Here is a 13,151-nt window from a genome sequence, read left to right as displayed (position 1 = left end):
AAAAATTCTTTGAAGGATATTCATAAGACTATTATGAAGGAAAACAGCACAAAAAGAAACCCCTAATTCCCCCATGAATGGGGGCTAGGGGGTTGAAGTGTCAAAGACACTTTTTTATTCATCCCCGAACGACATCCGTCGCACGGGGTTTTCTCTTTAGACTGTCATAATCGTCTACGAAAAATAAATGATATCATCATTAAATTCTGCTTCTTCAACATACATATAAGAATCCTTTTTTGGTAGATAAATACTATCCTCATTCCAATCAGAATTTCCATATGACACTACATATTTTCCGTCAATATAATCTACTGATATTTTTCCAGATGAAAAATTTAAAAGTAAGTCGCGGATTGTGATTTCATCTTTTAACATTTTGACAATACTCGATTTATCTGTTTTTCCGACCAGCCATTTACATCCTTCTCGATTATTTTGACAACATACACAAATAAATATATTGTTACTGGCATTTCTACAAGTAAAAATAATCGGAAAATACGATTCAAAAAGAATTCTATCCACGTAAAGATCCCCATATTTATTTATCTTTATGAACTTTTTCATTTAATCCCCCCTCTCATGAATATGGTTATCTAAATCTAAATATCTTTTGTGTGATCTGTCCATAGGCTTTTTCTGTCAGGCTGACCGTAACAACAACCGGGACACTCCTAACAACGCCGTCTCTTCCATGTATAAATTTTAATACATGCAATGTACAGTATTTTTCTGCCGGGGCAGCGAAACGGTCCTCATTAAGGATATCCTGTAAATACTGCTGCTTTTCCATTGTATCACAGATAAAAGACGTCTCATTTTTCTGGTTCGTTTTTTGCAAGATCCGTATATTTTCCAGAAAGAACCCTTTTTCTCCCTTTTTTACTTGCATGGATACAGGTAGAAAAAGGTAATCAGACAATTGTGGAAAATATTTCTGTAACCCGATGATAGATAGATATTCCTTTCCATCAAAAAACGAAAGGATATAAATAGGAGTTCCCTTACGGCTGACCTTTTCTTCTAAGTTACAGATATATCCCATGATCTTATTTTTACCCGGACGTATCTGATCAAAAGGGACACATCCATAATATTGTGGTGGTGCAAAACCAGATAATGGGTCTTCACTATACACATCACCCAGATACTCCAATTCCATTTGCATGTTCCACCTTTTATCAGAGATGTTCCCAACAGGGACAGAGAAAGATTGGATGATCAATTTGATCTTATCCATACGATTTTCCCCTTTTGTACTGGATATCCTCTTCCTTATCTCCTGATACGCTTGCAATAATCTTTGCCTGTTTTTGTAAAAGACATCAAATACACCAACGGATATCATCTTTTCCACCAAGGTTGCGGGCGGTTGTACCACCTTGCCATCTTCTTCGCTAATGCAACACCTTAAAAAATCAGCAAAAGAATGCAATTGATCTGTTTCCCGGGCAACCTTGATCTGGTCAATAAAACCAAGGGTTTTTTCCGCGATACCCTTGATGCTCCGCATTCCAAGACGGATGGCGCCGTCCTCTATGGTACAGTCAAAATGAGACCGCAGGATAGATGGCGGCAGAATCCGTACCCCTTTTCCTCTGCAATCCTCAATGATAGGTGCATAATCCTTCTGTTCCGTATTATTAAGCATGGCACAAGCGAAACAATCTGGGTGATGGTATTTTAACCAAGCTGTCTGATAGGAGACCATCGCATAGGACGCCGCATGGCTTTTGTTGAAGGCATATTTAGCGAAATCCATCAGATTATCAAACAACGTATTTGCCTTTGATTCAGGGATTCCTTTGGAGAGACACCCGCAAATACCACGCTCTTTATCCCCATACAGGAAAGCCTTTCTTTCCTTCTTTAACTTATCCAACTTTTTCTTAGACATTGCCCTTCTCACCAGGTCTGCCCCTCCAAGGGAATATCCTGCCAGGTCCTGAAAGATACGCATGACCTGTTCCTGATAGATCACAGCACCGTATGTTTCAGACAAGATCGGCTCCAGCTCCGGGATATCATAGTGAATCGGTTTCGCTCCCTGCTTTACAGCGATAATATCATCCAGGTATTGCATCGGGCCTGGACGGTAAGCAGCGACCAGTAAGATGATATCCTCAAAACAGGACGGTTGGAATCGCTGCAGCATCTTCTTCATGCCGGCACTTTCAAATTGAAAGACGGAATTCGTCCGGCCAGCAGAATATATTTCGGAAAAGACAGCATCCTCAAATGGGATATTATTGATATCAACTGCGGTACCCGTATGCTTTAAGATCAGATAAAGGGCATCCGTGATGATATCCAGGTTTTTTAGTCCCAATAGATCAAACTTCAGAAATCCCTTTTCCTCCAATCGGACCATATCGCATTGCACGGCCCAGACATCAAGCGAGTGGTTATAGTAAATAGGAATATATTCGTTGATGTCACGGTTATCAGAGATCACTACCCCACCGGCGTGAACTCCTGTAGAAAATAACTTTCCTTCGAGTAAAGACGCTTTCTGTATGATTTTTTGAGATATATAACCAAATGAGCCTATATCTATATCAGCAACCTTCATTCCAGCATCCAGTTGATCTGAAACCGGATAGACATATTTGTGCATAAAGAAAGATTTTTCTTTATTTCGCTCCTTTAACGGCAGATGCCCATATAAACGGTCTGCTTCATCTCGTCCCGCTGCCTGAATCGCCCCCCTTGCGCCATAAGTTGTTTCCGTCATGATCGAGGCGACAGCGTTGATCCCATAACGCCATTGGACATATTGGATCAATATCGGGCGCAGGCTTGTAGCAATATCCGTATCAATATCCGGCATGGTCACTCTTTCCGGGTTTAGAAAACGTTCAAAAAGAAGGTGATATCGGATAGGATCGATATTAGTGATTCCCAGAAGGTAACAGACTAAACTGCCGGCGGCGCTGCCCCTGCCGGGACCGATCCCCTCCCCGATCGTATAATGATGTTCGGCAAGCCAATCATCTACTTTGCTGAAATCCGACGGGATATTTTTCCGTTCTTCTTTCGGCACCACACCTAATTTTCGTCCCATGATACAAAAATCCCGGACGACCAAATGATAGTCTACAAAGCCCATGGATTTTATGACAGGAATCTCATGCTTCAGACGGGACTCATGTTCCGGAGTCCATTCCCCGCGTCTTATTTTTTCCTCTCTTGCCTTTTGAAGCAAGGCGTCAAAGGATGTTTCCGTAGGGACTTTAGGATAATGCTTTTCTTCGGGTAAGACAACATGACAGGAGGATAAGATTTCCAGGTTATTCATCGCTTCCATGACGGTATCCTGATCTATGATCTGCGACAGCGACTGTGACAATTCTTCGTCTGTCTTTAAATACATCTCCCGGTCTGCCGAGGAGATTTCCTGATGTTTTTCAAAATAATTGAACCGCATAAGCCTTCTGGCTTCAATAGACTCCACAGAACCATCCACCATGTGGGCATCATTTGCAGCGATCACAGGGATTTCTGTCTCTTTAGCGATCTTTGCTAAGACAGGATACGCTTGCGCTTCCATAGAAAGCCCATGATATTGGAGTTCGATATAAAAATGCGGAAATAAATCCTTATACTCCAACGCTTTCTTTTTTGCATTCTGGTACAAGGTTTCCTCTGGAATGAAATAGCTTTGCAGCTGCTCCTTTTCTTCTGATAATTTTTTATATTTTTTCCATGCATTCGAAAGCCCGGATAACTGTTTTTTTAGATCATTCTTTTGCTTTTTCAAAGCCTCGACTTTATGTTCTAACACAGGGATTTCCTTCTCTGCCCGTTTTATATTTTGTTCCATAGAAAAAATTTCTTGTTGTGTGGTATCCAGAAAGAGAGAGATTTGTTCCGCCCCTTTTTGTTTCTTTTTCAATGCTTTTTTATATGCAGGGGTAAGGAACTTCTTTTCTTCTTTTATTTCCTGTTGAAAATATTTCAGGGAATCCTGTACATTCTGTAGCTTTTTTGTGATCTTCTCGTATTCCAGTGCAGCATCCTGTACTGCGGCTATCTGTTTTTTCTTTTTATAGATAGCTTCCTGTATCTTATAGTTTGAAAGGATGATCTTAGATAGTGGCCCTTGTACACAAGCCGAAGTTGCTATCACATGCTCTTTATTTTCCATTTCTTCCAAAGCCTGATAGGGAACAAGGGCATATGTCCTTTTCCCCACGTCTTTGTACTGCGCCTTTCGGAATAGATGGATCAGAGATTGATAGCCTGCATAATCCCTGGCGACCAATAAAAAATGTTCCCTGTTTTCCAGATAGATCTCCATACCAGGGATAGCGTTAACTCCCAGTTCCTTCCCTGCCTTTAAAAATGGCTCTATACCGAGCATGGTGCCATGGTCGGTCAGGGTGATGTTTGGAGCGCCCAGTTCCTTTGCCTTTTCTACCAGCTCCATCGGTGTTGCAGTACTGTCATTTGTCGAATACATGGTATGGCAATGTAAAAATCCATATTTAACCACAGCTTTCCCTCCCTGTAGTGAAAAATCCCCTGCTGTACATCTCATACAGCAGAGGATCGCATTAATTTGCTGTTGCCTGCGCCTGCGGCATCTGGCCGTTGACTGTGATGTGGGTGTTGCTATATTCTAACGCAATCGCATTTAACTGTGAGGAATTCCCTGCAAGGTTGATGGTCGTTGCCACGGCAGCATCATCAAAGCACCCGTTCCAATATGTTGTATTCGACTGGATCGTAAGGGTCCCTTGCAAAGCAGAACACCCGGAAAAACAACTAGAGTAATCGGTACAAGCCGCAGGGATATTTGTAACGGCTGATAAGGAATAGTCGCCTTGGTACATATTCGCCATGTTTGTGACCGTCTCCGGTGTCTGTGGCATTTCCTTCAGATTGATGCATCCCGCATACATGGATTCTCCATTTACCAATGCAGGAGGTAAAGATGCAGATACTAAATTGCTGCATTCATTGAACATTTCCTTTGCCTGTGATAAAGAAGATGCCCCGGACAGGTCCGGCGCCGTTTTTAACTTTTCCGCTTCTTTATACATCGCTTCCGCTACACGAACGGATGCAGGGAGGGGCGAACTTTCCTGCAGGCTGATACAGCCCTGATACATGGAAGTGGTGTTCAGCAGGTTCCCACACACGGTTAAGTCAGGTGCTTTTGTTAAGTTTTCACAATTTTCAAATGTATGGGCAGCACTCTCCACAGATGTAGGGATAGCAGGGACATACTCTAAAGTATCCATGTCAGAAAACCAATTATCCATGATCTTTGGAGTCACCCCTTCTTCAAAGGTGACGGATTTGATAACGATATCGTCCTCGGATTCATAATCCTTCCACGGGTGATCGCTAAACTGGCGGACATCCCCTTGCCCTTCAAAACACAGCTCCCCATTGCTGTAAAGAACAGCTTTTACAGAATCTAATTCTGGAGATCCGCATTTAAAACGCACGACAGGATCTCTTTTATTCTTCACATAAACATCTTTGGTGTATTCTTTGGAACCATCCTTGCAGGTAACTGTTACCTTTGTCGTTTTCCCTGTTTTTGCTGGGCGTTTCCGGGATACCGTCACTGCATCTTCCGGGGCAGCGCTTTTTTTACCGTTTTTATGGATAAACTCGACAGTGAAATCTTTCGCTTTGATCCTTTGTGACTGCGAATATGTTTTATTATTTGAGACAGAGATCCCTGTAACGGGAGACTGTGCGGTACGCAGCGCATTGATCTTCGGAATCAGGAAGACCATTCCCAGCAGCAAGAAAATAACTATCACCGGTAAAAATAAATAAAAATATCTTTTCATAAAAAGCTCAACCAACCATCTTTACCGAAAGCATCAGATAAAGAAAGTTGGGCAGCACCTCCTTCCTATTTCTGCGGCGGTGCAAGTAGCATCCGCCGTTGGTTTTGTACAGATTGGATCGCTTGTCTATGGCATTTATCGATTGCCCGGTTGAGCTTTGAGCTATCAAATACATCATAGATATAACTCAAAGCTGACGCATAATCACGGAGCAAGGAATGTTCCAGATAATAGATACCGGCTTCTAACGCTTTCCGCTCTTTTTTTCGTTTCCTATAGCATGAAGCAACCTGTACCATCGTCTGTTTGATATCGCCGGTCTTGCTAAAAGCCTCCGAAAAAAGAGTAATGTATCTTTTGGCACGACTTCTTTTCTGTATACGCATGATCCCAGCGACAAGCAGGGACAGTCCGATAAGTAAGATGCACGGTAAAAAAAAGATCATATACAATCCCCCCTACCGCAAAGGTTCAACACGTTTGATAACTTCTTTCAGATCAGATACGGTGTCGTCACTATAGAGGTATTTTTTCACAATCAGAAGGTTATTATATAAACTATAGGACGAATTCAGGTCGCTCGTATTCCAGTCATGGATAGTACGCACATGCTTTTTCCCACGCCGGAGCTCTTTCTGTAATAAAGCAAAACGGTGAAGGGTGTCGATAACGACAGTAAGCCCATCAGGGATGTCTGGAGAGCCATGCAGTTCGTAAAGACCTTCTTGCTCACCCACCATCTCCCTTATAGAAAAACCTGCCTCTTCAAAATCCTCGATATCCACAGGTTTGACCGTTTCCATCCGGGCCTGTTCGAGCCTTGCTTCTAAGTCGGAAGCTTTATTTTTCGCATCAGAAAGCTGCTGTTCCATCCGCTTAACTTGATCTTCCCATTTTTCCTGTTCTACCTTCTCTTTTTCTGCTGCGGACTGCATCCCATCATATAACCGACGAATCTTATTGTTTTCCGATGTCAAGCGGGAGACCTCAGACTGAAGATCTTGTACGGTCTGCTCAGAATCCCGCAGGGCTTTTACATAAGCTTCATGCTCTTCCCTGTTTACTGCATCGGTTTCCGGCAGGATTTCAGAAAAGAAGGAACCCCTCTTCATTTCCTTATCTTTTGCCTCAATGCTTTCCTGCAAGATCACGATCATCTGTTCTTTGTTCTGCAGTTCCTGTGTTAAGGCGATCCGTTCAGCAATATCAGCGGAATCTTTTTCGTTTTTTTCTTTCATTGCAAGGACTTCCGCTTTCTGCTGCATCAAGTCATCCTTCTTTTTCTGATAATCCGCAATCTTGTCATCGACAGCAGCTTCCATTTTTTTGACTAACTGCTGCCGCCGTTCGATGTCAGCGATCTGAGAACGGCAGAATTTTTCAAAATCCGATCTTTCCTTATGGAAAATACCAGGCTGTAAAATTTCAGCAATAGATTGTGAGGAATGCGTATTTGGAAATGGCGCAGCATTTTTTCGAACATCTCTTTCTGTCTGCGTTTTTTCTTTTTTTGATGTATCAGCGGAGCCTTTATTCGGCAGTTCCTTCGGCTTTTCCTGATTGGATGGGGCGACAGGAGGATCCATTTCCTTATCTCCTGCAACAATATGGTTTTCTCCATCTTTTTCTGCTACAGGATGTTCCTCTTCACTTGCTTTCTCTGCAAAGTATTCCGCAGACGGTGGCTCCGTCTCTGGTACAGGAATCACAGGAGCATCTACCTTTTCGGAAGTATCTGTCTGAAGATCATCAAAAGGGTCTTCTTTTTCCGGAATATCAGGTGTGACAAGCACTGGCTTTTCAAAGAAAGATTCGATCTTATCTTTGTTTTCGATAAGATATTGAATAAAATCCTCTGCTCCACGGTTTGCCTCTTTTTGTGCATTTTCCTCCGATAAATCAGAGAGCGGCAGGGTATAAGAACCAGACAACTTTCCGTTTTCGGCATACCACCGGTACTTAGTGGATCCCAATTCATTTTTGCAAAATTCCCTTGCGTCTGTTTCATTGATCCAATCCGGGATATCCCTTGATACACGGATAAGCAGAAGGTTGGTGTCTCTACGCAGCCGGTAGTCAACGTGAAGCCCTCCAACATCAAAGAAAAGATCATAATGTTTTCTTTTTTCCTGCGGCGGGAAACCTAAGTTTGTGACATCTGTCTCTTTTTTGAGACTTGCATAGATCGTTCTGTAGCATTTCGCTTTACTTTCGCTGTTCAAAATATAAAACTCCTTTCTATCATTGTTATCGCAGGGGACTCGCCCTGTCTGAATGTAAGTTGCCTACAATACGGAAATAAAGATATTTCCATATATTCTTTTTTAATATGAAGAAAAAGGTTGTGAGAAATCACAAAGAAAAAGATTCAAAAAAACACCTTTCCCTGTTATTCTTTGAATACAGGAAAAGGTGCTTTTGTCATACAGGATTATTTTGGCTGCTTAAGAAATTTTGGCAGTCGGAGAATGCTTTTACACAGATATCCCATTCTTCTCGAAGAATCTTTTTCATATATGGATCCTCTATGTTACGGAAACAAACCTGTATCGCTTTCATCTTTTCTTTTGCCCGGTTAAGTACCATTTCAGCTAAAGATTCTGTAGAAATAAAATCCATCCAGGTCACACGTTCTCTTTTGCACCTGACATACTCTAACGAATTGCTCATATAGGAATATTTTTCCTGATTCTTCTTCCTTCCTGCATTCCTGTTATAGTCATCGATCCCAACCGGTACCGGGATGTAGGACGGAAGCGTGATCCCCAGGAAACGTAAGGTTTTGTAATCTAAAGGAAGATTCTTTTTCGTATTCTTCTTTTCATCGATCTTCACATAATCCGGGCATCCGGATAATTCCCATAGCTCCCGGACCGCTTCATAAAAAGGCACTCCTTTGGTATACCGGATCAGATCGATCGCATCGATTGTTTTATGACAAACAAGACAGTACATATAATTATCTCCATCTTTGAAGAAACAATTGGTTGCATGTTCGTCATGATGGTGCGGAATGGGACACAGACAAAAATAAGAGCTTCCTCTTTTGACAGTTTCAATTCCAATGCTATTGGCGACAAATCCGATATCGGCATTGTCCACAAGCAGATTTACTCCTTCGATTTTATTCATTTATGTATAACCTCCTTCATTTGCTGAACTTTCATTGCCAATATGACTGTCTGTTTCTCAAAGAATTTAAAAAAAATAGATAAAAGAAAGCCATATTACTAACGATAAAAAAACACAGTAAGGAGGGTATTTATGACACCTAACGAATGGACAAGCTTATGTGACAAATACTGGAAAAATAAAGAAGGGTTAGGATTTCATCCTAAGATAAAACCAGTATCGGACGGGCGTTTTGAATTATCAACGGACGCAGATCCAAAATATGAGCCAGCGCTTAAAAAGATAATGATCGCAATGGCGCAGGGGGCAGTATCATATGCAATCGCTTCCATTAATACAGACAATGTGGAAGAAAAGGATAAAAATACATATGTACAAAAATGGACGGCCAACGTGAAAGAAAATAGCCTGATCTTTATCCAGATCCTATTGGAATATGGGCAAGAGAAATTTCTGGAACACATTTTTTTGGAACAAACCAGACATGAAATGTCCTACATACTAGAAAAAACTCATCCACGGCTCACAAAAGATGGAAGTATTGTGTTTTCTGCGCCAGGACATGTGTATTGGAATGGGGCTTGGCATAACAAAAAAAATGAATCCGTGCCATTGTTTGATAATACATTAAACTGGGGACGGATACTACAAGCGTAAAAGTCGCATCCATACACAGGTATGTAAATGTAAATGATAAGGAGGATGAAAGATGAGTTATTCAGCACGAGTAATAGAAAATCATTTAAAAATTGACTACGAAGGATTATCGAAAAACATATCATCCGATTTCATTGTTGAACATGGATGGATCTACGAATTAGATTCGTATAGAAACATCACCAACATACAGTGGAATACAGGTGCTAATTTCTATATCGATCGGTCGCTTCTCTTTTTTAAGAAACTGCTCCCATACATTAAAGCCGGATCTTATATCTATTTTAATGGAGAAGACGGAAACAACTACGGCTTTTTCTTTGAAGATGGGACGGTTACAGCCGAAGCACTTTATTTGGTCCGCGAAAAAGACTATGAGCTGCTTCAAAAGATTCAGAGACAACGCACTGATCATTGAGTATTGAAAAAGGAGAAAAAATATGGCAAAAGAAAATGCAAGAAACCGGATGATCCGGCAGTTATTGGAATTTAAAGATGCCGGATTGGATGTGTATATCAATCACGTTACTGAATTGACCGATTCCCATTATGGGATAATTACTGACGGGGAAAATATCATATATATACAGTTTGCAACATACAGTTCAGACACATTATTCAGCATGTCATTTGAGTATGTGCCATCCCGAAAAAATGGTTCTGGTGTAGGCTTCATAGAGAGTAAAGAGAGTCTTACCATGAATGATTTTGAAGAGTGCGTCACCTATGGACGGCGGTTTGCCGCCAGATATGGAGCAGAGTTGTACCGCTCTTTTGAGCAATACATGAAAGACCCATGGCACAAAGAACATTACGAAAAATTATAAGACAAACAGAAAGGATTTTTTATGACAAAAGAACTTTTTTTCAAATACGTTAGCGAAAACTTCAATCTTGACACCACATCCAGACGTCTGACTCACAACATCCTAGACTATCTGGAAAGACAACCGATAACACAAACTGAAAAACAGAAGGTAACTTACGAGTTGCTACGTGATATCGGCTTAACCGAAGAGGAAGCCAGCAGACTGCAATTATAACATTCAATAAAAACGCACAGATTGATTTCTGTGCGTTTTTGTTTTTTACATTGGATGATAAATGACTGTTATTCTGGATCCACGATTGTTTCTTTTAAAGATGCTGCCAGCCCGGCCAGCCCCTGGATATCGGACGGGATGATCAGTTTTGTCGCTTTGCCATCCGCTGCCTTCTCGAAAGCTTCCAGTGATTTAAGCTTGATAACCGCCTCGTCGGCCCCTGCTTCTTTAATTGATCTTAAACCATCCGCTGTCGCCTGCTGCACTTTCAGGATTGCTTCGGCTTCACCTTCCGCCTCCCGGATCATCGCCTCTTTCCTGGCTTCCGCATTTAAGATCGCAGCAGCTTTTTCCGCCTCCGCTTCCAGGATCGCAGACTCCTTATGTCCTTCTGCGATCAGGATGGAGGACTTTTTCTCCCCTTCTGCCCGGAGGATCGCTTCCCGGCGCTCCCGTTCCGCTTTCATCTGTTTTTCCATGGCATCCTGGATTTCTGCAGGCGGAATGATATTTTTAAGCTCAACACGGTTCACCTTGATCCCCCACGGATCGGTAGCTTCATCCAGTGTTGCCCTCATCTTCGTGTTGATGGTCTCGCGGGATGTGAGTGTGGCATCCAGCTCCAAATCACCGATAATGTTACGGAGGGTTGTCGCCGTCAGATTTTCAATCGCCATGATCGGATTATCCACACCATACGTATACAGCTTTGGATCAGTGATCTGATAATAAACGACGGTATCGATCCGCATGGTTACATTGTCTTTTGTGATGACCGGCTGCGGTGCAAAATCCTCTACCTGCTCTTTTAAAGATACTTTCTTTGCCACACGCTCCAGAAATGGGATCTTGATATGCAGCCCAACACTCCATGTACATTTATAAGTTCCCAAGAGCTCAATGACATAAGCCTGTGCCTGTGGCACGATCCGGATACAGGAAATGACCAGATACAAGACCAATACAATAAGTAGCATGATCAGTATATTCATAGATAAAACCTCCATAGATAAAACTCCCTCGACTATATTTTGCTAAGATTTTAAGACTATCACAGTTCACGCATCACTGGATCTCACTGGGATAAACGATCAACGTGACACCAGATATCTTTTTGACAGTGACTTTTGCACCTTCTCTGATGATCGATCCTTCTTTGATGAACTTCCCATCTTCTTCTGCCCGGGCAGTCCAATACTGTCCTTTGACCAAAACCTGTCCTTTTGCATGGAGATTATCAATGTCTTCTGTCACCACTCCGGTACATCCGATCACGCTGTCAGCGTTTGTTTTTTCTGTCTTGTCGTTAAGAAACTTTTTCGCGATAGGGCGTGTAAAGATCAGACATAACACACTGACGATCACAAAGACAGTAAGCTGTACGGAAAATACACAGCCAAAGAGCGCCATAGCAGCTGCTATAAAGGCACCTATCGCAAACCAGATGGTTGTAAGCCCCATCGTTAATGCTTCCAGCAATAAAAAGACGATCGCAGCAAGAGCCCATCCAACAGCAAACATAGGCATCCGCCTCCTTTCTTTTATTGATGATAATAATATGACAAAAAGCAAGCAAAAACCTAAAAAAATCCCCTGTACGATATGTACAAGGGATTTTGCTGTTTTCACGGAGAAGCCCAATAACACCGGTTGTCAATGATCATGATAGGCAGCACGATCTCTTTGTTCATAGGGAATGGATTTTCTGGAAATTTATTAAAATACAAGAGAAATCCATGTCCCTTCATAGAGCATTCACAGTAATAATACCCATTCTGATCCCTGCGAAAGTTGGATGTGATCATAAGCCGGTAATTCTTTGCTCCGGGAGGATTTTGCGGTGGCGCCGCCTGGTACTGCTGAGGCATAGCCGTTGCATTTTGACGGAAAGCCGCTCTCTCCTCTTTTTCTTTCTTTTCCCATTCTGCCAGGTTATGTTCCATGACCCCGACTTCTATCTTTTTTAATAGGAAGTAATCCGCGCAATTTTTCAGACATTCCGCGAGTTTAGGGGTAGGGAGGGAAAAGAATCCTTTTTTTGTCTCTTTGTATGTGCCACTGGCGGCCATATATCCGCCCGTCTTTGTCTTCACTTTTTTGGCGTACCCGTTTGAAATGGATATGCCCCACACTTTTTTGCTCTCCGTCCAGACAAATTCCAGTTTTGTCATTTGGCAGAGTCCTTGGTATGGGCCGGATGCCATCGGTTCGCCAAAGATCTTGCTCTCCGGGTATTTATTATCCGGATAACGCAGGTCCCTTCCCGCATAATAGGATGCCGCGAGGAGGTTCTGTAAATGCGGGAGAGCCCCCGCATCCAGCCTTGCAACAGCTTCTATCGCACTTTGCCCTTTTCCCTTGGAAAAGTCATAGATCCGGATCTTGACCTTCCCGTTGATGATCTCCCCGTAATGTTCTTTTGGGGCGATGGTCACAGAAGGAATAAAGGAGATATTTTTTGTCGGAGTTGACGCAAACCCCGCTACGTTATTATACATACAGATAC

General features: G+C 42.2%; 12 protein-coding genes. 3 read left to right on the top strand and 9 right to left on the bottom strand.

Annotated features, from left to right (window positions below; translation table 11 throughout):
- Positions 1-174 precede the first annotated feature (174 nt).
- The 6 genes from B5F87_RS16080 to B5F87_RS16055 form a co-directional block, all read right to left on the bottom strand.
- The gene (locus B5F87_RS16080; protein WP_087282858.1) at positions 175-570 is read right to left on the bottom strand and encodes a hypothetical protein; all 396 of its coding nucleotides are present in this window, start codon (positions 568-570) and stop codon (positions 175-177) included.
- A 25-nt stretch (positions 571-595) separates the two neighbouring features.
- The gene (gene dnaE / locus B5F87_RS16075; protein ID WP_158097071.1) at positions 596-4,498 is read right to left on the bottom strand and encodes a DNA polymerase III subunit alpha; all 3,903 of its coding nucleotides are present in this window, start codon (positions 4,496-4,498) and stop codon (positions 596-598) included.
- A gap of 61 nt (positions 4,499-4,559) precedes the next feature.
- The gene (locus tag B5F87_RS16070) at positions 4,560-5,813 is read right to left on the bottom strand and encodes a leucine-rich repeat protein (protein ID WP_087282854.1); all 1,254 of its coding nucleotides are present in this window, start codon (positions 5,811-5,813) and stop codon (positions 4,560-4,562) included.
- Between the two features lie 65 nt (positions 5,814-5,878).
- The gene (locus B5F87_RS16065; protein ID WP_087282852.1) at positions 5,879-6,259 is read right to left on the bottom strand and encodes a hypothetical protein; all 381 of its coding nucleotides are present in this window, start codon (positions 6,257-6,259) and stop codon (positions 5,879-5,881) included.
- A gap of 12 nt (positions 6,260-6,271) precedes the next feature.
- Positions 6,272-8,035: a hypothetical protein gene (locus tag B5F87_RS16060; protein WP_087282850.1), complete on the bottom strand. Its 1,764-nt coding sequence runs from the start codon at positions 8,033-8,035 to the stop codon at positions 6,272-6,274.
- A gap of 199 nt (positions 8,036-8,234) precedes the next feature.
- A complete protein-coding gene (locus tag B5F87_RS16055; RefSeq protein WP_087282848.1) occupies positions 8,235-8,945 on the bottom strand; it encodes a CHC2 zinc finger domain-containing protein in 711 nt (236 codons plus the stop codon).
- 132 nt (positions 8,946-9,077) lie between these two features.
- Between B5F87_RS16055 and B5F87_RS16050 the strand changes: the two genes are divergently transcribed.
- From B5F87_RS16050 to B5F87_RS16040, 3 genes are read left to right on the top strand one after another with little or no spacing between them, the layout of a single operon-like run.
- Positions 9,078-9,602, top strand: coding sequence for a hypothetical protein (locus B5F87_RS16050; RefSeq protein WP_087282846.1), 525 nt, complete (start codon positions 9,078-9,080; stop codon positions 9,600-9,602).
- A gap of 52 nt (positions 9,603-9,654) precedes the next feature.
- Positions 9,655-10,020: a hypothetical protein gene (locus tag B5F87_RS16045; protein ID WP_087282844.1), complete on the top strand. Its 366-nt coding sequence runs from the start codon at positions 9,655-9,657 to the stop codon at positions 10,018-10,020.
- Between the two features lie 22 nt (positions 10,021-10,042).
- Positions 10,043-10,429 carry a hypothetical protein gene (locus B5F87_RS16040; RefSeq protein ID WP_087282842.1) on the top strand — a complete coding sequence of 129 codons (387 nt, stop codon included), beginning with the start codon at positions 10,043-10,045 and terminating at the stop codon, positions 10,427-10,429.
- 284 nt (positions 10,430-10,713) lie between these two features.
- On the opposite strand, the gene B5F87_RS16030 is transcribed toward B5F87_RS16040, so the two are convergent.
- The 3 genes from B5F87_RS16030 to B5F87_RS16020 all read right to left on the bottom strand — a co-directional run bounded on the left by B5F87_RS16030 (position 10,714) and on the right by B5F87_RS16020 (position 13,143).
- Positions 10,714-11,637, bottom strand: coding sequence for a stomatin-like protein (locus B5F87_RS16030; protein ID WP_204246087.1), 924 nt, complete (start codon positions 11,635-11,637; stop codon positions 10,714-10,716).
- Between the two features lie 73 nt (positions 11,638-11,710).
- The gene (locus tag B5F87_RS16025) at positions 11,711-12,166 is read right to left on the bottom strand and encodes an NfeD family protein (RefSeq protein WP_087282836.1); all 456 of its coding nucleotides are present in this window, start codon (positions 12,164-12,166) and stop codon (positions 11,711-11,713) included.
- 104 nt (positions 12,167-12,270) lie between these two features.
- A complete protein-coding gene (locus tag B5F87_RS16020) occupies positions 12,271-13,143 on the bottom strand; it encodes a hypothetical protein (protein ID WP_087282834.1) in 873 nt (290 codons plus the stop codon).
- Positions 13,144-13,151 lie beyond the last annotated feature (8 nt).

The sequence above is a fragment of the Eubacterium sp. An3 genome (assembly GCF_002159465.1).
Taxonomy (GTDB): Bacteria; Bacillota; Clostridia; order Lachnospirales; family Lachnospiraceae; genus Anaerobutyricum; species Anaerobutyricum stercoris.
The sequence above is the reverse complement of the archived record's forward strand: the minus strand, read 5'-3'. Positions and strand labels throughout refer to the sequence as shown.

Excerpts from the sequence above, each read along its gene's own strand:
- B5F87_RS16080 (WP_087282858.1), bottom strand. The coding sequence starts at position 570 with ATGAAAAAGTTCATAAAGATAAATAAATATGGGGATCTTTACGTGGAT.
- B5F87_RS16045 (WP_087282844.1), top strand. The coding sequence starts at position 9,655 with ATGAGTTATTCAGCACGAGTAATAGAAAATCATTTAAAAATTGACTAC.
- B5F87_RS16030 (WP_204246087.1), bottom strand. The coding sequence starts at position 11,637 with ATGAATATACTGATCATGCTACTTATTGTATTGGTCTTGTATCTGGTC.
- B5F87_RS16025 (WP_087282836.1), bottom strand. The coding sequence starts at position 12,166 with ATGTTTGCTGTTGGATGGGCTCTTGCTGCGATCGTCTTTTTATTGCTG.
- B5F87_RS16040 (WP_087282842.1), top strand. The coding sequence starts at position 10,043 with ATGGCAAAAGAAAATGCAAGAAACCGGATGATCCGGCAGTTATTGGAA.
- B5F87_RS16065 (WP_087282852.1), bottom strand. The coding sequence starts at position 6,259 with ATGATCTTTTTTTTACCGTGCATCTTACTTATCGGACTGTCCCTGCTT.
- B5F87_RS16055 (WP_087282848.1), bottom strand. The coding sequence starts at position 8,945 with ATGAATAAAATCGAAGGAGTAAATCTGCTTGTGGACAATGCCGATATC.
- B5F87_RS16050 (WP_087282846.1), top strand. The coding sequence starts at position 9,078 with ATGACACCTAACGAATGGACAAGCTTATGTGACAAATACTGGAAAAAT.
- B5F87_RS16020 (WP_087282834.1), bottom strand. The coding sequence starts at position 13,143 with ATGTATAATAACGTAGCGGGGTTTGCGTCAACTCCGACAAAAAATATC.
- B5F87_RS16070 (WP_087282854.1), bottom strand. The coding sequence starts at position 5,813 with ATGAAAAGATATTTTTATTTATTTTTACCGGTGATAGTTATTTTCTTG.